Below are 20,240 nucleotides of genomic sequence, written 5' to 3'. Positions count from 1 at the left end.
TCCGGCTCGTAGGTAATCGCATGCCAGGTCCGCTCGGCGACGCGACGCGACGCGACCTCACCGACGCGGCCGCCGCCCGGCTCGCGGCCGACGGCTTCGAGGTTGAGCGCCCGGAGAGCGGCGCTGAGCCGCCGGCGGTCGCGACCCGCGGCGACGACCGGGTCGCGGTGGAGCCGCTCGCCGCGGACGACGCCACGCCCACCGTGATCGTCTCGCGGCTCGGCCACGCGCTCGACCGCGACCGCCGGGTCCTGTTCGTCGCACGCGACGCCGACACCGCCGCCGCCGTCCGCGACCTCCTCGCCGACCCGCCGCTGCTCGCCGACCGGACCGACGGCCGGCGAACGTTCCACCTCGGCCCCGATCGGATCCCGGTCTCGGGCGGCGGCTACGCCTGCGTCCGCGCCGACGGCCTCGGCGAGCCGACGTTCCGCTGGCGGGAGACGGACACCCCCGTCGGCCCGGTGACAGCTCACTCGGACGTCGACGCCGCCGCGGTCGACGACGAGGGGCGACCGGTCGTCCCGCGGCTCGTCTGCGAGGTCGAAGGGGCGCCCGTCGCAGTCCTCGCGGGTGTCGAGAGCCTCCAGACTCCGCCGGACGCGGCGTTCCCGTTCGCATACCGCCGCGACCCGACGGACAAGCGGTTCCGCGTTCGACGAGGGGACGACGGGACCGTCGTCGAGACGGTCGGCGGGTTCGGCGCGATGCGCGAGGCCGGGTACGTTCCGGTCCCGATGCCGCTCGTTCCCGAGCACGCGCTAGGACGGTCGATCGACGACGAGGCGCTCGCGGCGGCGTGGGACCTCTCCGTGATCGACGAGGGGGAGCGATAGCCACCCTCAAGGCGCCCGCGGCCGCAGTCGGTGACATGACGGTCCGCTACGAGGAGCTCGCGGTGGAGTGGCTCGGCTACGCGACGGCGCGGCTGGAGACGGACGCGGGGGCGGTCGTCTACACCGACCCCGGCCGGTACGGCGTCCTCGACGACTACTGGGCACGCGACGGCGACCTCGTCGTCGTCACCCACGACCACCACTACGACAGCGACGGGATCCGGTCGGTCGCGAACGAGGACGCGACGCTCGTGATCTACGAGGCGGTCGACCCCGCCGGCATCGACCGCGACGTGGAGCCGATCGATGCGCTCGCGGCCGACTTCGAGGTGGTCCGCGTCGGCGAGGAGGACCGCGTCGACGTCGACACGCCCGCGGGCGAGGTCACGGTCTGGTCCGTCCCCGCGCACAACGACCCCGAGGGCCCGAACGCGGACGCGGACGGTTCGGTGGCACACCCACCCGGGTTCGGCTGCGGCTTCCTGCTGTCGCTCGGCGGGCGCACCGTCTTCTGGCCGGGCGACTCCGACGCGCTCGACGGCTTCGCCGAGCTCGACGTCTCCGTCTTCCTCGCGAACATCGGCGGCGGCGGCATCGTCGCCGACCGACACGAGGCGGCGGAGTTGGCCGAGGCGATGGGTCCCGACCTCGTCGTCCCGATCCACTACGACACGTTCGAGGGGCTGGAAGCCGACGGCGAGGCCTTCGCCGGCGACGTGGCGAGCCGGTCGATCCCCGTCGCGCTCGACGCGCGCTCGGCGAACCAGTAGTCGGGCGAGTAGCGCGGTAATCCCGCGGCCGGAGGCCTTTTTACCTCGCCGTGTCCTTCCTCGGTCGCATGACCACCGAGTCCGCGCTCGCCGACGGGGTCCGAGAGGCGCTTTCGGTCGACGCCGAGGCGTTCGCCGAGCGCGCGGCCGAGGAGGCCGAGATCGTCAAACAGGAGCTTCGCGACGGCTCCTTCGACAACCACCAGTCGATCGTCGGCTTCGAGTACGAGTTCTACGCGGTCGGCGACGGGCGGTGGAGCGAGGAGTCGCGGGCGGGCGAGTACGCGCTGATGCGCGTGCCCCGCCGGATGCTGGAGCTGATGGGGTTCGAGAAGGAGCTGGGGCTCCACAACGCCGAGATGTCGACGAGCCCGCAGCCCCTCTCCGACCACGGGCTCCGCGCCCAACTCGCCGAGGTCCGGGCGCGCTTGGAGGCCGCGGAGAACACCGCCGGCGTGGAGGGGATGCGGCTCGTCTCCGACGGGCTCTGGACCATCCCGCCGGCGGGCGAGACCGCCCGCGAGTACCTCACCGACAGCGTCGAGGTCGACGGGGTAACCGTCGCGGTCAACATGAGCGACTCGGTCCGGTACCACGCGATGGCCAACGCGGACCCCGACGGGGCGGACGGGTCGGCGGATGACGCGCGGTCGGCGGACGACCGGCTCGAGCTCTCCGCCCCTGGCGTGTCGCTGGCGGCGGACACGGTGATGCCAGAGAGCCTCATCACGTCGATCCAGCCGCACTACCAGGTGGCACACGCCGAGACGCTGCCGCGGCACTTCCGGTACGCGCTCCGCATCGCCGGGCCGCTGCTGGCGCTCGGTGTCAACTCCCCGTTCTTCCCGCCGGACCTGTACGACGACGATTGGGACGGCGAGCGGGTCCTCGCCGAGGGGGCGACCGAGAACCGCGTCCACGTGTTCGAGTCCGTCCTCAACGCCCGGACCGACGCGGACAAGGTGCGGTTCCCGCGCGACTTCCGCGACGTCGAGACCGCGGTCGACCGCATCGCAGGCGACGAGACCCTGATCCCGATGCCCGACCCGGGCGGCAGCGACCGCTTCGACGACGCGTTCGCGACGTTCCGGACGAAACACGGCAGCTACTGGCGGTGGGTCCGCCCGGTCTTCGAGGGGCCGAGCCGCTCGGCGGCCAACGCCCGGATCGAGTTCCGCCCGATCCCCGGCCAGCCCACGGTCCGCGACTCCATCGCGTTCCAGGCGGCGTTCGCGGGGCTGATGCAGGCGCTCGCCCAGCGGGAACACCCCGTCATCGGCCTCGACTGGGAGACCGCCCGCGACAACTTCTACGCCGCCGTCGCGGACGGCCTCGACGCCGACATGGAGTGGATCGGCCGCGACGGGGAGCGCACGACGGACGCGGAGGCGATGTACGCCGACCTCCTCGACCACGCGGAGGCGGGGCTCCGGACCGCGGGCTGCGCCGACGACGAGGCCGCCAAGTGGATCGCGCCGCTCCGCTGGCGCGTCGCGAACCGCACGACGCCGGCGAGCTGGAAGCGCGACCGCGTCCGGGCCCGCCTCGACGCCGGCGACGACTTCGAGACGGCCGTCGTCGACACCCAGCGCGAGTACATCCGCCAGCAGGCCGAGACGCTCATCGACGGCGGCTTCTCGGCGTGGACGGACGACTCCTGACCGGCCGACCGTTCTCCCGCGACCGCGACACAGTACAGTTATCGGCCCGCCGCGACATCTGAGGATATGGACGATGACGATCTGATCGCCGCGGCGCGCGAGGCCTTAGAAGCGGCCCACGTCCCGTACTCCGAGTACCGCGTCGGCGCCGCGCTCCGGACCGCCGACGGCACCGTCTACACCGGCTGTAACATCGAGAACGCGAACTACTCCAACAGCCTCCACGCCGAGGAGGTCGCGCTCGCGGAGGCGGTGAAGAACGGCCACCGCGAGTTCGACCGGATAGCCGTCTCCTCCGGCGTCCGCGACGGCGTCACCCCCTGCGGGATGTGCCGGCAGACGCTCGCGGAGTTCGCGGCCGACGACCTCGTCGTCGCCTGCGACGAGGGCGGCGACGAAGTGACGGAGTACACGCTGGGCGAACTCCTCCCGAACACCATCTCGGAGGGCACGCTCGACGACGCGCGCGGGAGGTGACGGCGGCCGAGAGCCCGCGGACCGAGACGGAACTACTTTTAAACGGCTCGCCGAAGGTCGGGGACATGACCGACGAACCCGACGCGAGCGGTTCCGACGGGGACTCCCCGGCCGCGGACGCCGAGAGCGAGGATCCGAACGACGGGGCGGGCTACCACGTCGAGGCCGCGCCCGAGGACGTCGCGGACGCGGTCCTCCTCCCGGGCAACCCCGAGCGCGTCGACAAGATCACGGCGCTGTGGGACGACCACGAGGAGGTCGCGCGCCACCGCGAGTACCGCACCGCGACCGGCACGTACGACGGGGCGCCGATCTCCGTCACCTCCACCGGGATCGGCTCTCCCTCGGCCGCCATCGCCGTTGAGGAACTCGCGCGCGTCGGCGTCGACACGTTCATCCGCGTCGGCTCCTGCGGCGCGATCCAGCCCGAGATGGACGTGGGCGACCTCGTGATCACGACCGGTGCCGTCCGCCAGGAGGGGACGAGTGACGAGTACGTCCGCGAGGACTACCCCGCGGCCGCGGACGGCGAGGTGGTCTCCGCCCTGGTCGCCGCCGCCGAGCGGCTGGGCCACGACTACCACACCGGCGTCACGATGAGCGCCGACTCCTTCTACGCCGGCCAGGGCCGCCCGGGGTTCGAGGGGTTCGAGGCCGCCGGCTCCGATGAGCTCGTCGCGGAGCTTCAGGACGCGAACGTGAAGAACATCGAGATGGAGGCGTCGTCGATCCTCACGATCGCGAGCGTGTACGGGCTCCGCGCTGGCGCGGTCTGCTCCGTCTACGCGAACCGCGTCACCGGCGAGTTCCGGACGGAGGGCGAGTCGCGGGCGGCCGAGACCGCGAGCCTCGCGGTGAAGCTGCTGGCGCGCATGGACGAGGTCAAGCGGGAGGCCGGCGCCGACCGCTGGCACGCCGGCCTCTCGCTGTAGCGGGCGCGCGGTCCCGCCCGAGTCGGCGATTCTCGCCTGCGAGCGTTCCAAAGCGACTTTATCTGCGCGCCGTGGAGTTACGGCCATGAGTACACAGGTCGTCGTCGTCGGCTCCGGGTACGCCGGCGCAGGGGCGGTGAAGGCGTTCGAAGACGAGGTCGGCGAGGGCGAGGCGGAGCTCACGTGGATCTCCGAACACGACTACCACCTCGTCTTACACGAGGTCCACCGCGCGATCCGCAACCCCGCCGTCGAGGACAAGATCACGATCCCCGTCGACGAGATCAAGTCGCCCGAGTCCGACTTCGTCCAGGGCCGGGTCGTCGACGTCGACACCGACGACCGCGTCGTCGAGACCGACGACGGGACGACCGTCGACTACGACTACCTCCTCCTCGGTATCGGCTCCACGACCGCCTTCTTCGGCATCGAGGGGCTGAAGGAGAACGCTCACCAGCTGAAGGGGCTCGACGACGCGAAGGCGATCCACGAGGACGTCCGCGAGGCGGCCGCGGACGCGACCCGCTCGGACCCCGCGCAGGTGATCGTCGGCGGCGCCGGCCTCTCGGGCATCCAGACGGCCGGCGAGATCGCCGCGTACCGCGACAAACACCGCGCGCCGCTCGACATCAAGCTGGTCGAGGGGCTCGACGAGGTGTTCCCCGGCAACGACCCGCAGATTCAGGGCGCGCTCCGCCAGCGGCTCCAGGACGCCGACGTCGAGATCCTCACCGGCGACTTCATCTCGGAGGCCGACGAGGACGCCGTCTACCTCGGCGGCGGCGACGAGGAGGAGCCCGAGGAGCTCGCCTACGACGTGCTGATCTGGACCGGCGGCATCACGGGCCAGCCCGAGCTGGAGAACGTCGAGGTCGAGAAGGACGACCGGTCGAACCGCGTCCACGCCGGCTCCGACTTCGCCACCAGCGACGACCGCGTGTTCGCCATCGGCGACACCGCCCTCGTCGAGCAGGGCGACGACGACGTCGCCCCGCCGACCGCGCAGGCCGCTTGGCAGGCCGCCGAGGTCGCGGGCGCCAACCTCGCGCGCGCCGCCCGCGGCGCGCCGCTCCGCTCGTGGACCCACGAGGACAAGGGAACGGTCATCTCCGTCGGCGAGGAGGCGGTCGCCCACGACGTGATGGGCATGCCGATCAAGACGTTCGGCGGCACGCCCGCGAAGCTGCTGAAGAAGGCTATCGCCACGCGCTGGATCGCCAAGGTCTCCTCCGCGAGCCGCGGCGTCGGCGCGTTCGGCGACATGTAGGCGCGGGCGACTCGCGACGGCAACGCGTCTCTCGGCTTCGAATTCCGACTCTTCTCAGCGACGAACCGGTCCGTTAGTTCCGTAAAACAGCGTTCGAAGCGGTCGAAGAACCGCTCTCGCAGTCAGTGCTCGGCCGGCTCGTCGGGCGCCCGCATGTCGTCGATCCGCAGGATGAGCACGTTCGCGGTGTCGTCTTTCCCGTCGACGGTGCCGTCGATGACGAGCTTCGAGAGCGGCGTCGGGCCGACCGTGACGCTGTCGCCCTCGTGGAAGTCTCGGACCGAGCCTTGGACGTGAATCTCGGCGCGACACAGCTCGGGGTGGTGGACGCTTGAGAGGTCGATCCCGTCGACGTTGACGCCCTCGATCTGCTCGCCCTCGTGGAAGATCGGGACGTCCGCCGGCTCGTCCATGCGCTGGATGTCGAGCGCCTCGTAGGCGTTCGAGGTGGGCTTGTAGCCGCCCTTCGGACCGGGTACCCCCTCGACCAGCTGGAGGGCCTTGAGGCTCTGCATCTGGTTGCGGATCGTCCCGGGGTTGCGGTCGACCTCCTCGGCGATCGCCTCGCCTTTCACGGCGTCCTCCTGTTCCCCGTAGAGGTTGATGAGGGCCGTGAGGATGCTCTTCTGGCTCGACGTGAGCTCGATCGATGACATGGTGCCGAATACACCGCGCCCCCGCTTAAATGCGATGGAATTCACTTATAAATGATCGTGTGGGATCTGCTCGACGAGCGGGCTCCGCCGGCGCTGCGCGTTCCGGGCTACTCGCCGCGCAGCCGCTTCATCCGGACGTACGCGAGCGGGCTCGACAGCGCGACGACGACGCCGACGCCGACCAGCGCGACCCCGAAGTCGACCGCGACGAACGACACTGCGGCGCCGACGAGCCCGATCGCCGCACCGGTGAACGCGACCGCGATGGTCGCGCCGATCGGCTCGATGTCGCCGGGGTCGACCGAGTAGGGATCGGAGTCGTCCATGACCGTCCCGTGGCGGGCCGGGCGCAAAACGGTGTCCGATCCGGCGAGGCGAGAGCCGGGGGGACCACCGGCGAACCGCCGACCACGGGCGCGTCGATCCCCACCATTGAAGCGGCGGCGCGCCGCGTTGCGGGTATGACCACGGTCAGGATCATCGGCGCGCCGACCGACTACGGGGCGAACCGACGCGGAGTCGACATGGGGCCTTCGGCGATTCGCTACGGCGGGCTCGCCGACCAGCTCGCCGGCGCCGGCGTGGAGACCGTCGACGCGGGCGATCTCCTCGTCCCGCGGGCGGAGGAGCGCGACCCGGACGCGGACGCGCCCAGCGAGGGGAAAGCGAAGTTCCTGCGCGAGACGGCCGACGTCTGCCGGCGGCTCGGCGACGAAGTCGCTGCCACGCTCGACGCCGGCGAGGTGCCGCTTGCGCTCGGCGGCGACCACTCCATCGCCATCGGGAGCCTCTCGGGATCCGCACGCGACGCCGACATCGGCGCCGTCTGGTTCGACGCGCACGCCGACCTCAACACCCCCGCGACGACCCCCTCGGGCAACGTCCACGGGATGCCGCTGGCGGCCGCGCTCGGGATCGACGAGTTCGCGGACACCGAGTGGGCGAACGCGGCGGGGCTCTCGCCGGAGAACGTCGCTCTCGTCGGGCTCCGCTCGGTCGACGAAGCGGAGGCGGAGCTGATCAACGAGCGCGACTTCGCCGCGTACACGATGTCCGACATCGACGAGCGGGGGATCACGGAGGTCACGGAGGAGGCGCTGTCGGTCGCCGGGGACGGCGTCGACGGGATCCACGTCAGCCTCGACCTGGACTGGCTCGACCCCAACGCCGCGCCCGGCGTCGGGACGCCCGTCCGCGGCGGGGTCACCTACCGCGAGGCGCACAGCGCGATGGAGATCGTCGACGAGACGGACGCGCTCCGCTCGATGGAGATCGTCGAGGTGAACCCGACGCTGGACCAGCACAACGAGACGGCCGAGCTGGCGACGGAGCTGGCGGCGAGCGCGTTCGGAAAGCGGGTTTTATAACTCGGGGTCGGGCAGGGGCCGAGGAGAGGTCTGGGTGTCGGGGAGAGGTCGGGGGGTCGGGTGGAGGTCGGCGGATCGGAAGAGCGGGTCAGACGCCCCGATCGAGCTCCTCGACGACCCGCTGGAGGTCGGCCGCGGACTCGATCTCGCCTTTGATCTCCTCGCGGCGGCGGACCGCCGCCGAGTCGGCGTCGTACGCGCGGACGAACTCGGCGCGGGTGTGTTCGTCGAACGCGTGGCGGATCGCAAAGTAGCCGTCCGGGACGATGGTGCCGCAGACCTTGCACTCGTGGCGCTGGTGCTCGTTCGTCTGGTGGACGATCGCCGCCTCCACGTCGTCGAAGGCGGCGTCGCAGTCGCCAATGCCGCACGTCCAGCGAGGGGCCATACCCCGAACTCTCGCCCGAGGGGGATTAACGGTTTCCCACCTCGGCGGGGGCGTGCGGCGGCGGCGGCGCGATGCGGCGGGGCGAGCGCCGTGAGTCCCCGTCACCGTCCGCGGTCGCGGCACCGTCGTCGTCGAACGATACGCCTTTGCGCGGGCGCGACGACCGTGCGACTGTGACCCGATCGAGAACGCGCGTCGACGCCCACGTGAAGGTGCTCGACGACGAGGTCGTCGCCCGCGCGAAGGCCCGCGGGATCGACGCGCTCGTGTACGCGCCGCACTTCACGCGCCTCCCGACGATCCGCGAGCGCGCGGCGCGGTACACCGACGACGAGCTGACCGTCGTCCCCGCCCGCGAGGTGTTCACCGGCGACTGGGGGAACCGGCGCCACCTCCTCGTCGTCGGGCTCTCCGACCCGGTCCCCGACTACATCACCTTCGAGGGCGCGATGGCCGAGTTCGAGCGCCAGGATGCGGCCGTCCTCGTCCCCCACCCCGGCTTCGCCACCATCTCGCTCACGCGGCCCGAGGTCGACGCGCACGCCGCACGGCTCGACGCGATCGAGACGTACAACACGAAGCTGCTCCCCCACCAGAACGCGCGAGCGCGCCGGACCGCCGAAAAGACCGGCTGCGCTGGCTTCGGCTCGTCGTACGCCCACCTCCCCGGGACGGTCGGCGAGGCGTGGACCGCCTTCGAGGGGGACCTCGACGACGAGGAGGCGATCGTCGACGCGTTCCGCGAGCGCCGGCCTCGGACGGTGATCCACCGCGGCGGCGCCGGCCACCAGCTCCGCGGGCTCGTGGAGTTCGCGCACCTCGCTTACGAGAACACGTGGGTGAAGCTCGACCGAATGTTCCTCTCCGGCAACGAGCCCACTCTCCCGTCGAACGTCGCCTACGAGGGTCGGTTCGACGGCGTGAGCGTCTACGAGTAGGAGGGGTCAACTCCGGCGGTCCGCTCCGCGTTCGGCGGGTGACACGCGTGTCCCCGCCCACGTTATACGGACGGAGGCCCACGTAACGGACATGAATCAGCTCGTGAACGGCGAGTGGCGCACGGACACCTACGAGGCGACGGACGAGGGCGGCGCGTTCCAGCGCGGCGAGACGACCTTCCGGAACTGGATTGCGGGCAGCGACGTGCCCGACCACGTCGACGCGGAGCCGGACGAGCGCTTCCAGCCGGAGGCCGGGCGGTATCACCTGTACGTCTCGTACGCCTGCCCGTGGGCGCACCGCACGCTGCTCGCGCGGTCGCTGCTCGGCCTCGAAGACGCGATCAGCGTCTCGGTCGTCGACCCGTACCGCGACGAGGACGGCTGGCAGTTCACCCCCGAGAAGGCGGGCTGCACCCGCGATCACCTCCACGACAGCGACTACCTCCGCGAGCTGTACGTCGAGGCCGACCCCGACGCCACCTGCCGGGTGACCGTCCCCGTGCTGTGGGACAAAGAGGAGGAGACGATCGTCAACAACGAGTCGCGCGAGGTCCTGCGGATGCTCTCGACCGCGTTCGCCGACCTCGGCAACGGCGTCTCGCTGCTCCCCGACGCGGACGACGACGCGACCGTCGCGGACGTCGACGAGGTGATCACCGACATCTACGAGCCGATCAACAACGGCGTCTACCGCGCCGGCTTCGCGACCTCGCAGAGCGCCTACGACGAGGCGATAGACGACCTGTTCGGCGCGCTCGACCGCTACGACGAGCGGCTCGCCGACCGGCGCTACCTCGTCGGCGACTCGCTTACCGAGGCGGACATCTGTATGTTCACCACGCTGGTCCGCTTCGATCAGGTGTACCACACGCACTTCATGTGCAACCGGAAGTTCATCCACCAGTACGAGAACCTCTGGCCGTACCTGCGCGACCTCTATCAGACCGAGGGCGTCGCGGAGACGGTGAACATGGAGCACATCAAGGAGCACTACTACACCACGCACCCCGACGTGACCCCCTCGGGCATCATCGCGCGCGGCCCCGACCTCGACTTCGAGGCCGACCACGACCGCGAGCAGCTCGGCGGCGAGGCGCCGACGCCGACCGCGGACGACTGAGAGGAGGCAGTTTCGACCGGCTGCGGCTCTTTTCGGAACAGTTTCGCGGTGGCGCGTGCCTGCGAGGCCGCCCCGCGGCCGAGCAGCACGCGCGAGGTCGCCGGCGCTACGCGCCGGCTGCCAGAGGGACCTTCGGTCCCTCGCTGGACGCGGCGACCGGAGCGAAGCGGAGGGAGCCGCGAGGCTGGGGAGGCGTGAGGTGCCGTGCGGTGCGGGGCAGTGCGGGGCGGTGCCGACGATCGATCACGGAGCGGAGCAGCTCATCGAGGGAGGGACGCAGCAGCGAAAACGAGAAACGAGAAACGCAGATCGGCCGAAGGCGGACCGCGCTCGGTCCGTTACCCCTCCATCCCGCCGAACGAGAGGCCGTCCTCGACGGAGCGCTGGGCCGCGAAGTAGACGATCGCGACCGGCAGCGCGAACAGGTTCGCGAACGCCGCGAAGCGGGTCCACGGCGTCGAGAACCGGCCCTCGGTCGCGATGTTGTACAGCTCCACCGAGAGCGGATAGTTCTCGGGACGCAGCAGCGTCTGCGCGATGATGAACTCGTTCCAGCCGGCGAGCCAGACGAAGATGAGCACGACGGCGAGCCCCGGCTTCGTCAGCGGGAGGATGACCTCCCGGATCGTGTCGAGGAAGCTCGCGCCGTCGACCATCGCCGCCTCCTCGTAGGAGACGGGGATGTTGTCCATGTACGTCTTCAACAGCCACGTGTTGAACGGGATCGCCGACGCGGCGTAGAACAGCCCGAGGACGAACAGGTTGTTCGTGAGCCCGTAGCTGCTGAACAGCGAGTACAGCGCCACGAGCGTCGCGATCGACAGCCCGGCGCCGATCTGCGTGAAGAGCACGTAGCCGTAGAGGATGCGCTTGCGGCCCATGAACTTCCGGCGCGAGAACGCGTACGCCGCCGGGACGATCATCCCGAACCCGGCCGCGAGCGTCACGCTGACGATGTAGAGGCTGTTGAACACCGCGCCGGGACCGGTCTCGGTGCCGGCCCACCGGAAGCTCACCAGCCCGCCGCTCCCGCCGAGGACGAGCTGGGGGTACCCCCAGTCGCCCTCGACGAAGAAGAAGTCGGACTCGAAGATCACCCACCGGTACGCGCCGAGGTTGTACGTCGACGGGTCCGGGAAGATGCCGCTGGTGGTGAACAGCCGCGTCCCCTCCGCAAGCGACGCGGCGAAGATCCAGAACAGCGGGAACAGCAGCACCAACACCATCGCGAACCCGAACAGCGTCATCAGGACGCTCTTCGAGACGTCCCACGCGGTGCGCTTGCCCGTGCGGAGGTCGTAGATCGCCCGCTGGACGGTGACGACGAAGCGCTTGGGTGCGGTCGCGAACGCGACCAGCTTGGCGGCGACGAGCGCCGCGAACGAGCGGAGCACGCTCATTCCTCACCCACCCCCTCTGCGAGGCCGCCGTAGCGCACGGCGACGAGCATGAAGAGTCCGACGAAGGCGATGGCGACGATGAGGATCGCCGCGGAGAGCCCGAACTCGTTGAAGCTGATCGCTTCGCGGTAGCCGTACACGATGATCAGCTCGTTCTGTCTGGCCGGCCCGCCCTGATTGAACACCCACGGGATCAGGAACTGCTGGAACGACGTCGCCGCCGTGAGGATCGAGGCGAACAGCACCGGCCCCTTGATCGCCGGGAGGGTGACCGTCCGGAACCGCTGGAGCCACCCGGCGCCGTCGACCATCGCGGCCTCGTGGAGCGACCGGGGAACGTCCTGTAAGGCGCTCACGATGATGATCACCATGAACGGGTACGCGAGCCACACCTCCGTGGTGACGTACGCGAAGAACGCCTCCCAGCGGCCGCTGAGGAAGCCGATCGGCACGTCGAACAGCAGAGCCTGCGGCGCGGACAGCGACGACATAACGTCGTTGTAGCGGCCGAGCAGCGTGTTGAACACGCCGAATCGGGCGTCGCTGAACATCCCGCGCCAGACGGTGATCGTGAAGATGCCGGGGAACCCCAGCGGGACGATCACCGCGGCGCGCATGTAGCGTTTCCCGACGACCCGCGCGTGGTTCAAGAGGAGCGCGATGCCGACGGCGACGAACACCTTGACGACGAGCGAGACGGCGACGAACAGCCACGTCGTCGACATCGACGTCCAGAACTGCGGGTCGCCGAACAGCTGTACATAGTTCTCGAGTCCGATCAGCTCGGCGCCGCCGCCGATCACCGACCCGGCGAACGTCGCGTCGGTCAGCGAGATGTAAAACAGGTAGACGATCGGGTACAGCATGAAACTCGAGAAGAGGACCACGCCGGGGATGACGAGCAGCAGTCCCCAGTCGCGGCCGGTGAACGGCAGCGCTGACCGGAGCCGCGAGAGCCCGTCTCTGCCGGCGTCGAGTTGTGAAGAGGCCATGGTGGCTGGTGGAGAGGCCGCCTACTGGTTCTCCCGGATCTCCGATGCGGCCTGGTCGAGGGCCGGACCGCTCTCCTGATTGCCGTTGAAGACGCGGGTCAGCGCCTCGGTCAGCGGCGTCCAGACGGCGTTCATGTTCGGGTGGGTCGGAATGGGGACGCCGTGGTCGACCTGCTGGGCGAACGCCTGAACGTCGGCGGAGAGGTCGCCGTCCTCCACGACCGAGGAGAGGACGGGGATGTACCCCTGCTCTTCGGCGTTGGTCTCGATGACGTCCTCGTTCGTGGTGTACCACTCGGCCAGCCCCGTCGCGGCGTCGACCGTGGACTGGTCGGCGTCGGACAGCATCGCGCTGAAGTAGAACGTCTGGATCCCCGAGTACGTCCGGGGGTGGTTGCCGTCGACGGTCGGCAGCGTCGTGACGCCGAGGTTCTCGATCTCGCTCTGGAGGTTCGCGATCTCCCACGGGCCGTTGATCGCGAACGGCGCGGCGCCGTCGGCGAACGCGACGATCTGCGACTCGTAGCCGGGGTCGGCCGGCACGTAGTCGAACAGCTGTTCGAGCGCGTCCATCCCCTGCTTACACTCCTCGCTGTCGAGGCCGGTCTCGAGGCTCTCCGTGTCGAAGATGTCGCCGCCGTACGCCTGGATGAACCCGCTGGCGAAGTAGGGGTCCGTCACGGGGTACGAGAGGCCGTACTCGCCGTTCTCGGGGTTGTGGTACTCGTCCATCACCGAGAGCATGTCCTCGAACGTCTCGGGCGGCTCGTCGACCATGTCCTCGTTGTAGAACAGCGTGACCGTCTCCGAGGCGAACGGAAGGCCGTGGAGCGCGCCGTCGAACTGGACCGCCTCCTGGGCGGTCTCGGTGAACACGTCGAGCGAGCCGTCGATGTCGTCGCTCGCGTCGTAGAGGAACGGCGGCTCCTCGCGGACCGCGAACCGGCCGATCCAGTCGTGCGCCCAGATCCACGAGTCGGGACCCTCTCCCGACGGGATGGCGGTCTCGAGCTGCTGGTCGAGCTCGCCGCCCGGCTCGTTCTTCTCGATCGTGTTGGAGCTCTCGGACTCGTACTCGTCGATGTACGAGGAGAGGGCCTCGTCCTCGCCGTCGGAGAGGTCGATCCACAGCGTCGCGGTTCCACCGCTTTCGCCGTCGCCGCCGTCGGAGCCGTCGGAACCGTCGCTTCCGTCGGAGCCGTCACCGCCGTCGCCGCCGGTGCTGATACAGCCCGCGAGTCCCGCGAGCGCAGTCGTTCCCCCCATCGCCTTGAGCAGCGTTCTACGTTTCTCGTTCATGTGGCTATAACAAATGATGAATTATATTTTCATACATTTAGTGTTTGGGGTACATCCCGATCGATCCGGATCGATCCGCGTCGACCGTGGGATTCGACGATCGACTGTCTCCGCGCAGCGGGCCGATATTTGAGAAGAGATTCTTCACCAAATATCAGGAAAACAGCAAAGAACTCATATGCCAGCGGACCAGTCTTCAGGGAAATGGCACGCGTCACGCTCGATACGCTCCGGAAGGAGTTCGACCGGGGAACCATCGTCGCCGTCGACGACCTCGACTTAGAAATCGACGACGGGGAGTTCGTGACCGTGGTCGGGCCGTCGGGCTGCGGGAAGACGACCACGCTCCGGATGGTCGCGGGGCTCGAAGAGCCCACGTCGGGCACCGTCAGCTTCGACGACGAGGACGTCACCGACATCCACGCGAAGGAGCGCCCCGTCGCGATGGTGTTCCAGAACTACGCGTTATACCCGCACAAGACGGTCCGCGAGAATATGGCGTTCGGGCTCAAGATGAGCACCGAGATGACGACCGAGGAGCGCCACGAGCGCGTCCGCGAGATGGCGGAGATGATGGGCATCGCGGACCTCCTCGACGACAAGCCCGACGAGCTCTCCGGCGGGCAGAAGCAGCGCGTCGCGCTCGGCCGGGCCATCGCGCGCGAGCCCGAGGTGTTCCTCTTCGACGAGCCGCTCTCGAACCTCGACGCGAAGCTCCGCACGGAGATGCGCGCGGAGATCCAGAAGCTGCAAAAGGAGTTCGGCGTCACCGCGATGTACGTCACCCACGACCAGGAGGAGGCGATGACGATGGGCGATCGCCTCGCCATCCTCAACGACGGCGAGCTCCAGCAGGTCGGCGCGCCCACCGAGGTGTACCAGAACCCCGTGAACAAGTTCGTCGCCGGCTTCATCGGCTCCCCGTCGATGAACTTCCTCGACGTCGACGTGGAGACGGACGGGACGACGGCGACGATCCGCGACGAGTCGTCGGGGCTCGCGTTCGCGCTCAGCCGCGAGTACGTCACGGGCCACGACCTCGAGAGCGGCCCGTACACGCTCGGGATCCGCCCCGAGAACATCGGGATCGTCGAAGAGCCGACCGGCGAGGAGACGCTGACCGCGACCGTCGAGGTCGTCGAGCCGATCGGCTCCGACAACTACGTCCACCTCGACGTGAACGACGACTTCCTCGCTCGGGCGCCGGCGGACGTCCAGCCCGAGGCCGGCGACGAGGTCGGCGTCGTCTTCGAGGAGGCGGACCTCCACCTGTTCGACGTCGAGACCGGCGAGGACGTGTTCCTCACCGACGAGGAGATCGCAGCCGCAGTCGCGTAAGAAGAGTCGATTTTCGCAGACCGGTTCAAAGTGTGAACCGATCGTTCGTACTTTCTCACTGCTCGGAGATCGAATTCCATTGAGAGCGTCAATAGATCCGTGACTGCTGCCATCGCGGTGAACACCGCCAAAGCCCCAGACGCTCGTTTATAAATAGTTGAGCGTGTATCAGCGCTGAACACCGCCAAAGCCCCAGACGCTCGTTTATAAATAGTTGAGCGTGTATCAGCGCTGAACACCTCCAAAGCCCCAGCCGCTCGCTTATAAATAGTTGAGCGTGTATCAGCGCTGAACACCTCCAAAGCCCCAGCCGCTCGCTTATAAATAGTTGAGCGTGTATCAGCGCTGAACACCTCCAAAGCCCCAGCCGCTCGCTTATAAATAGTTGAGCGTGTATCAGCGCTGAACACCTCCAAAGCCCCAGCCGCGAGGACTCGCGCGGCTCGCTGCGCTCCTCGCTCAGTCGCTACCGCTCCTTCGCTCCGGTGCTTGCGCCGCCGTGCTTCGTCCTCGCGGCTGCCCCTTTGAGTCCCGCCCCGCACCGCTCCGCACAGCACCTCACGCCTCCCCAGCCTCGTCGGTCGCCGTCGCTTCGCTCGGCGACCGACTCCCTCGCGCGTGCTCCTCGCGCCCGCTGGGCGCTCGGAGGCACGCGCCACCGCAAACGTTTATAAATGATATACTCTCTGTGCCTCGGTCCGTCTCGCGTCGCCGCGGGCGACAACGGCTTGAAGTGCGCGCTCGTCAGACGGAGCGTACGAATGGAGCCGCCAGACATCGAGCGGTTGGACGAGCGGACCGTCCAGCGGATCGCGGCCGGCGAGGTCGTCGAGCGCCCCGCAAGCGTCGTGAAGGAGTTGGTCGAGAACAGCCTCGACGCGGGCGCGAGCCGCGTGGCGGTGTCGGTCGAGTCGGGCGGCACCGAGGGGATCCGCGTCCGCGACGACGGCGTGGGAATCCCCGCGGACCAGCTGGAGGCGGCCGTCGCGGAACACGCCACCTCGAAGATCGGCGACATCGAGGACCTCGACCGCGGCGTCGGCACCCTCGGCTTCCGCGGCGAGGCCCTGTACACCGTCGGCGCCGTCTCCCGACTGACGGTGCGGTCACGCCCCCCGGACGCCGAGGCGGGCGCGGAGATAACCGTCGAAGGCGGCGAGGTCGGGGAGGTGCGCCCCGCCGGCTGTCCGGCGGGCACGACCGTCGAGGTCGACGACCTCTTTTATAATACCCCCGCCCGCGAGAAGTTCCTCAAGCGGACGGCCACGGAGTTCGATCACGTGAACACGGTCGTGACCGGCTACGCGCTGGCGAACCCCGACGTCGCGGTCTCCTTAGAACACGACGGCCGCGAGACGTTCGCGACCGAGGGGAACGGCGACCTCCGCTCGGCCGTCCTCGCCGTCTACGGCCGCGAGGTGGCCGAGTCGATGATCGACGTGGACTGGACGCCCGAGAGCGAAGAGAACGCGGACGGAGCGGCCGACGACGCCGTCGAGGGCGACGCCCCGGTCCGACGGGTCACCGGGCTGGTCTCGCACCCGGAGACGGCGCGCTCGACCCGCGACTACCTCTCGACGTACGTCAACGACCGCTACGTCACCGCGAGCGCGCTCCGCGAGGCGACCCTCGACGCCTACGGCGGCCAGCTGGCGCCCGACCGCTACCCGTTCGCCGTCCTCTTCGTCGAGGTTCCGGCCGGCGACGTCGACGTGAATGTCCACCCGCGCAAGCTGGAGGTGCGCTTCGACGAGGAGCCGGCGGTCCGCTCGGCGGTCGAGGACGCAGTCGAGTCGGCCCTGCTCGACCACGGCCTGATCCGCTCGACGGCGCCCCGCGGCCAGTCGGCGCCCGACGAGACCGCGGTCGACCCCGAGACTCCCGACGTCGAGGCCGTCGGGGGCGCGAACACCGATCACGAACGCGCCGCGCGCGAGGGGCGCGAGTCGGATGAGCCGGAAGCGTCGGCGGGCGCCACAGACTCTTCCGACCCCGGCGACCCCGCGACGCCAACCGAACTGGACCCCTCGGACGACGACGCGTGGGCGGTCGACGGCCTGAGCGGCGAGGACGCGGCGACGAGCGAATCGACCGACAGCTCTACGGAGCGGGGACTCGGTGACGCGGGCGACGACGCCCGTCCCTCGCCGCGGAGCTGGCAGGACGACTCCGCGGAACGCGATCCGGATCCGTCGACAGACCCCGGTGACAACGGGAGCAGGACCGGCACCGCCGCGGAGACCCTGACCGACGCGGTCGACCGCGGGATCGATTCGGCGGACGCGGACACGCCGCCCCGAACGCCCTCAGTCGGCAACGGACTGGACCGCGACGAAGAGTCGGTCGACGAGGACGCGTCGACCTCGATCGAGACAGATTCCGCAGACGACGCCACGCGTCCGAGCCCCCGAACGCGACCCGCGACACGCCAGCGCACGCTCGACGGCGACGGGACGGAAAGCGAGCGCGAGTTCGACTCGCTGCCCTCGCTGCGGGTACTGGGGCAGCTCCACGAGACGTACGTCGTCGCCGAGGCGCCCGACGGACTCGTGTTGATCGACCAGCACGCGGCCGACGAGCGGGTGAACTACGAGCGGCTGAAGGCGGCCTTCGCGGACGGCGCGGACGCGCAGGCGCTCGCGGAGCCGGTCCGCATCGAGCTGACCGCGCGCGAGGCGGCGCTGTTCGAGGAGTTCGTCGACGACCTGGCCGAGATCGGGTTTCGGGCCGAGCGCGCGGGCGACCGCGAGGTCGCGGTGACGGCGGTCCCGGCCGTCTTCGACGCCGCGCTCGACCCCGACCTCCTGCGAGACGTGCTCTCCGCGCTGGTCGACGACGCCGCCGCGGGCGACGAGCCGGTCGCGGACGTCGTCGACGAGCTGCTCGCCGACCTCGCCTGCTACCCCTCCGTCACGGGGAACACCTCGCTGACAGAGGGGCGGGTCGTCGACCTCCTCGACCGCCTCGACGCCTGCGAGAACCCCTACGCCTGTCCGCACGGGCGCCCGGTCGTGATCCGGCTCGACCGCGACGAGATCGGGTCGCGGTTCGAGCGCGACTACCCCGGACACGGTGGGCGACGGGCGGAGTGAGTCGGCGGGGAAGCCTCCCCTCCGTCGACCGCAGAGAGGTACGTTTTAGGCGACCCCGGTGGACCCATCGATATGGAACGCGTAGCGATCGTCGGCGCGTCGATGACCCGGTTCGGGCAGCGCGACGCCTGGGTGCGGGAGCTGCTGGCGGAGGCGGGCGCGGCCGCGCTCGACGACGCCGGCGTCGACGGCGACGACCTCGATCACCTGTACGTCTCGAACATGGCCAGCGGCGAGTTCGAGGGACAGACCGGCGTCCCGAACGCGCTCGCCCACGACCTCGCGGCTCAGCCGGCCTACACCGCCCGTATCGACCAGACCTCCTCATCGGGCGGCGCGGGCGTGTACGCCGCGTGGCAGTCGGTCGCCTCCGGCGCGAGCGACCTCACCATGCTCGTCGGCGGCGAGAAGATGACCCACCGGACGACGTCGGAGGCGACCGACGTGATCGCGTCGCTCACCCACCCGGTCGAGTACAAGCAGGGCGTCACGCTCCCCTCGTTCGCGGGGCTCACGGCTCGCCTCTACCTCGACGAGTACGACGCGCCCCGCGAGAGCCTCGGGAAGGTGGCGGTGAAGAACCACAAGAACGGCGTGGACAACCCCCACGCGCAGTTCCGGAAGGAGGTCGACCTCGACACGGTCCTCGACTCGCCGGTCGTCGCCGACCCCCTCCGGCTGTACGACTTCTGTCCGATCACGGACGGCTCCGCGGCGCTCGTGTTCTGCCCCGAGTCGGTCGCCGAGGAGTACGCGCCCGACGGGAACTACGCCGTGATTTCCGGGATCGGCGGCGCGACCGACACCCACGTCGTCCACGAGCGCGCGGACCCGACGACGATGGGTGGCGTCGTCGACTCCTCCGATGTCGCCTACGAGATGGCCGGGATCGGCCCGGACGACGTCGACGTGGCCGAGCTCCACGACATGTTCACGATCCTCGAGTTCCTCCAGAGCGAGGACCTCGGCTTCTTCGAGAAGGGCGAGGGGTGGAAGGCGGTCGAGGAGGGCGTCACCGACCGCGACGGCGAGCTCCCGATTAACACCTCCGGCGGGCTCAAATCGAAGGGCCACCCGCTCGGGGCCAGCGGCGTCGCGCAGGTGTACGAGATATTCAAGCAGGTCACGGGCGACGCCGGCCCGAGGCAGGTGGAGGCCGACACCGGCCTCGCCTGTAACGTCGGCGGGTTCGGGAACTGTGTGACCACGACGATTCTGGAGGGAAGCCAATGAGCGACAACGAGCACGACGACGCGACCGGACAAGACGGACGAGAGAGCGACGAGCCGGCGAACGGCGACGAACCGACGTTCGAGGCGGCGGAGTACGCGGACGGGACGGTCACCTACCCGCCCCACACCGTGAGCCCGAACGGCGCCGAGCGCGTCGGGACGGTCGACCTCCGCGAGTACGAGGGCCGCGTCGTCACGTGGACGACCTCGACCGCGACACCCCCGGGCGTCCGAGAGCCCAACACCCTCGCCATCGTCGAGTTCGAGATGGGCGGCGGGTACGACGGGCCGCCGGTCCGCGCGCTCGGCCAGATCGCGGAGCGCGAGGACGGCTCCGGGGAGGCGTTCGACGTCGACATCGGCGACCGCGTCGAGCCGGTCTACGCCGACGAGCTGCGCGAGCCGGGCGCCGGCATCCGCGAACCCGAGAGCCAGGACTGGGACGGGTTCCGATTCCGGCCGCTCTGAGAGG

19 protein-coding genes are annotated in these 20,240 nt (G+C 69.7%); 13 read left to right on the top strand and 6 right to left on the bottom strand.

Features of this window, described 5'->3' with window-relative positions:
* The first annotated feature begins 20 nt into the window (after window positions 1–20).
* The 6 genes from ACOZ35_RS16150 (at window position 21) to ACOZ35_RS16125 (ending at window position 5,943) form a co-directional block, all read left to right on the top strand.
* On the top strand, window positions 21–836 hold the full coding sequence (locus ACOZ35_RS16150) for a hypothetical protein (RefSeq protein ID WP_424014516.1): 816 nt from the start codon (window positions 21–23) through the stop codon (window positions 834–836).
* A gap of 35 nt (window positions 837–871) precedes the next feature.
* On the top strand, window positions 872–1,606 hold the full coding sequence (locus ACOZ35_RS16145; protein WP_424014515.1) for an MBL fold metallo-hydrolase: 735 nt from the start codon (window positions 872–874) through the stop codon (window positions 1,604–1,606).
* A gap of 68 nt (window positions 1,607–1,674) precedes the next feature.
* Window positions 1,675–3,267, top strand: a complete 1,593-nt coding sequence (locus tag ACOZ35_RS16140) for a hypothetical protein (protein WP_424014514.1) — start codon at window positions 1,675–1,677, stop codon at window positions 3,265–3,267.
* 66 nt (window positions 3,268–3,333) lie between these two features.
* Window positions 3,334–3,744 carry a cytidine deaminase gene (gene cdd / locus ACOZ35_RS16135; protein WP_424014513.1) on the top strand — a complete coding sequence of 137 codons (411 nt, stop codon included), beginning with the start codon at window positions 3,334–3,336 and terminating at the stop codon, window positions 3,742–3,744.
* 65 nt (window positions 3,745–3,809) lie between these two features.
* Window positions 3,810–4,676 carry a nucleoside phosphorylase gene (locus tag ACOZ35_RS16130; RefSeq protein WP_424014512.1) on the top strand — a complete coding sequence of 289 codons (867 nt, stop codon included), beginning with the start codon at window positions 3,810–3,812 and terminating at the stop codon, window positions 4,674–4,676.
* An 85-nt stretch (window positions 4,677–4,761) separates the two neighbouring features.
* Window positions 4,762–5,943: an NAD(P)/FAD-dependent oxidoreductase gene (locus tag ACOZ35_RS16125; protein ID WP_424014511.1), complete on the top strand. Its 1,182-nt coding sequence runs from the start codon at window positions 4,762–4,764 to the stop codon at window positions 5,941–5,943.
* Window positions 5,944–6,065: 122 nt separating this feature from the next.
* Here the strand turns inward: ACOZ35_RS16125 and ACOZ35_RS16120 are convergent, their stop codons facing one another.
* Window positions 6,066–6,599, bottom strand: coding sequence for an Rrf2 family transcriptional regulator (locus ACOZ35_RS16120; protein ID WP_424014510.1), 534 nt, complete (start codon window positions 6,597–6,599; stop codon window positions 6,066–6,068).
* 107 nt (window positions 6,600–6,706) lie between these two features.
* A complete protein-coding gene (locus tag ACOZ35_RS16115; RefSeq protein WP_424014509.1) occupies window positions 6,707–6,925 on the bottom strand; it encodes a hypothetical protein in 219 nt (72 codons plus the stop codon).
* Window positions 6,926–7,060: 135 nt separating this feature from the next.
* Between ACOZ35_RS16115 and rocF the strand changes: the two genes are divergently transcribed.
* Entirely contained in the window at window positions 7,061–7,966 is a 906-nt protein-coding gene (gene rocF, locus ACOZ35_RS16110; protein ID WP_424014508.1) for an arginase, read from the top strand.
* 88 nt (window positions 7,967–8,054) lie between these two features.
* On the opposite strand, the gene ACOZ35_RS16105 is transcribed toward rocF, so the two are convergent.
* Window positions 8,055–8,354, bottom strand: coding sequence for a DUF7565 family protein (locus tag ACOZ35_RS16105; RefSeq protein WP_004596437.1), 300 nt, complete (start codon window positions 8,352–8,354; stop codon window positions 8,055–8,057).
* A 146-nt stretch (window positions 8,355–8,500) separates the two neighbouring features.
* Between ACOZ35_RS16105 and ACOZ35_RS16100 the strand changes: the two genes are divergently transcribed.
* A complete protein-coding gene (locus ACOZ35_RS16100; protein WP_424014507.1) occupies window positions 8,501–9,292 on the top strand; it encodes a PHP-associated domain-containing protein in 792 nt (263 codons plus the stop codon).
* Between the two features lie 91 nt (window positions 9,293–9,383).
* Entirely contained in the window at window positions 9,384–10,415 is a 1,032-nt protein-coding gene (locus tag ACOZ35_RS16095) for a glutathione S-transferase family protein (RefSeq protein WP_424014506.1), read from the top strand.
* A 338-nt stretch (window positions 10,416–10,753) separates the two neighbouring features.
* On the opposite strand, the gene ACOZ35_RS16090 is transcribed toward ACOZ35_RS16095, so the two are convergent.
* From ACOZ35_RS16090 to ACOZ35_RS16080, 3 genes are read right to left on the bottom strand one after another with little or no spacing between them, the layout of a single operon-like run.
* Window positions 10,754–11,815 (bottom strand): sugar ABC transporter permease, encoded by a 1,062-nt coding sequence (locus ACOZ35_RS16090; protein WP_424014505.1) that lies wholly within the window; start codon window positions 11,813–11,815, stop codon window positions 10,754–10,756.
* Window positions 11,812–12,807 carry a carbohydrate ABC transporter permease gene (locus ACOZ35_RS16085; protein ID WP_424014504.1) on the bottom strand — a complete coding sequence of 332 codons (996 nt, stop codon included), beginning with the start codon at window positions 12,805–12,807 and terminating at the stop codon, window positions 11,812–11,814. Before ACOZ35_RS16085 ends, ACOZ35_RS16090 begins: the two co-directional genes overlap by 4 nt.
* 21 nt (window positions 12,808–12,828) lie before the next feature.
* Window positions 12,829–14,106 (bottom strand): extracellular solute-binding protein, encoded by a 1,278-nt coding sequence (locus ACOZ35_RS16080; RefSeq protein ID WP_424014503.1) that lies wholly within the window; start codon window positions 14,104–14,106, stop codon window positions 12,829–12,831.
* 204 nt (window positions 14,107–14,310) lie between these two features.
* Between ACOZ35_RS16080 and ACOZ35_RS16075 the strand changes: the two genes are divergently transcribed.
* The 4 genes from ACOZ35_RS16075 to ACOZ35_RS16060 all read left to right on the top strand — a co-directional run bounded on the left by ACOZ35_RS16075 (window position 14,311) and on the right by ACOZ35_RS16060 (window position 20,236).
* A complete protein-coding gene (locus ACOZ35_RS16075; protein ID WP_424014502.1) occupies window positions 14,311–15,444 on the top strand; it encodes an ABC transporter ATP-binding protein in 1,134 nt (377 codons plus the stop codon).
* Between the two features lie 761 nt (window positions 15,445–16,205).
* Entirely contained in the window at window positions 16,206–18,536 is a 2,331-nt protein-coding gene (gene mutL / locus ACOZ35_RS16070; RefSeq protein WP_424014501.1) for a DNA mismatch repair endonuclease MutL, read from the top strand.
* 72 nt (window positions 18,537–18,608) lie between these two features.
* Window positions 18,609–19,769, top strand: a complete 1,161-nt coding sequence (locus ACOZ35_RS16065; RefSeq protein WP_424014500.1) for a thiolase C-terminal domain-containing protein — start codon at window positions 18,609–18,611, stop codon at window positions 19,767–19,769.
* Entirely contained in the window at window positions 19,766–20,236 is a 471-nt protein-coding gene (locus tag ACOZ35_RS16060; protein WP_424014499.1) for a Zn-ribbon domain-containing OB-fold protein, read from the top strand. The genes ACOZ35_RS16065 and ACOZ35_RS16060 overlap by 4 nt, the downstream gene beginning before the upstream one ends.
* The last annotated feature ends 4 nt before the right edge of the window (window positions 20,237–20,240 follow it).

The organism is Halorubrum xinjiangense, from assembly GCF_049604745.1.
GTDB lineage: Archaea > Halobacteriota > Halobacteria > Halobacteriales > Haloferacaceae > Halorubrum > Halorubrum xinjiangense_A.
Note: the sequence above shows the minus strand (reverse complement) of the source record. Positions and strands in the feature narration are given on the sequence as shown.

What these genes read in the sequence shown, in the direction of transcription:
- ACOZ35_RS16150 (WP_424014516.1), top strand. Translation starts at nt 21, where the DNA reads ATGCCAGGTCCGCTCGGCGACGCGACGCGACGCGACCTCACCGACGCG.
- ACOZ35_RS16145 (WP_424014515.1), top strand. Translation starts at nt 872, where the DNA reads ATGACGGTCCGCTACGAGGAGCTCGCGGTGGAGTGGCTCGGCTACGCG.
- ACOZ35_RS16140 (WP_424014514.1), top strand. Translation starts at nt 1,675, where the DNA reads ATGACCACCGAGTCCGCGCTCGCCGACGGGGTCCGAGAGGCGCTTTCG.
- cdd (WP_424014513.1), top strand. Translation starts at nt 3,334, where the DNA reads ATGGACGATGACGATCTGATCGCCGCGGCGCGCGAGGCCTTAGAAGCG.
- ACOZ35_RS16130 (WP_424014512.1), top strand. Translation starts at nt 3,810, where the DNA reads ATGACCGACGAACCCGACGCGAGCGGTTCCGACGGGGACTCCCCGGCC.
- ACOZ35_RS16125 (WP_424014511.1), top strand. Translation starts at nt 4,762, where the DNA reads ATGAGTACACAGGTCGTCGTCGTCGGCTCCGGGTACGCCGGCGCAGGG.
- ACOZ35_RS16120 (WP_424014510.1), bottom strand. Translation starts at nt 6,599, where the DNA reads ATGTCATCGATCGAGCTCACGTCGAGCCAGAAGAGCATCCTCACGGCC.
- ACOZ35_RS16115 (WP_424014509.1), bottom strand. Translation starts at nt 6,925, where the DNA reads ATGGACGACTCCGATCCCTACTCGGTCGACCCCGGCGACATCGAGCCG.
- rocF (WP_424014508.1), top strand. Translation starts at nt 7,061, where the DNA reads ATGACCACGGTCAGGATCATCGGCGCGCCGACCGACTACGGGGCGAAC.
- ACOZ35_RS16105 (WP_004596437.1), bottom strand. Translation starts at nt 8,354, where the DNA reads ATGGCCCCTCGCTGGACGTGCGGCATTGGCGACTGCGACGCCGCCTTC.
- ACOZ35_RS16095 (WP_424014506.1), top strand. Translation starts at nt 9,384, where the DNA reads ATGAATCAGCTCGTGAACGGCGAGTGGCGCACGGACACCTACGAGGCG.
- ACOZ35_RS16090 (WP_424014505.1), bottom strand. Translation starts at nt 11,815, where the DNA reads ATGAGCGTGCTCCGCTCGTTCGCGGCGCTCGTCGCCGCCAAGCTGGTC.
- ACOZ35_RS16085 (WP_424014504.1), bottom strand. Translation starts at nt 12,807, where the DNA reads ATGGCCTCTTCACAACTCGACGCCGGCAGAGACGGGCTCTCGCGGCTC.
- ACOZ35_RS16080 (WP_424014503.1), bottom strand. Translation starts at nt 14,106, where the DNA reads ATGAACGAGAAACGTAGAACGCTGCTCAAGGCGATGGGGGGAACGACT.
- ACOZ35_RS16075 (WP_424014502.1), top strand. Translation starts at nt 14,311, where the DNA reads ATGGCACGCGTCACGCTCGATACGCTCCGGAAGGAGTTCGACCGGGGA.
- mutL (WP_424014501.1), top strand. Translation starts at nt 16,206, where the DNA reads ATGGAGCCGCCAGACATCGAGCGGTTGGACGAGCGGACCGTCCAGCGG.
- ACOZ35_RS16065 (WP_424014500.1), top strand. Translation starts at nt 18,609, where the DNA reads ATGGAACGCGTAGCGATCGTCGGCGCGTCGATGACCCGGTTCGGGCAG.
- ACOZ35_RS16060 (WP_424014499.1), top strand. Translation starts at nt 19,766, where the DNA reads ATGAGCGACAACGAGCACGACGACGCGACCGGACAAGACGGACGAGAG.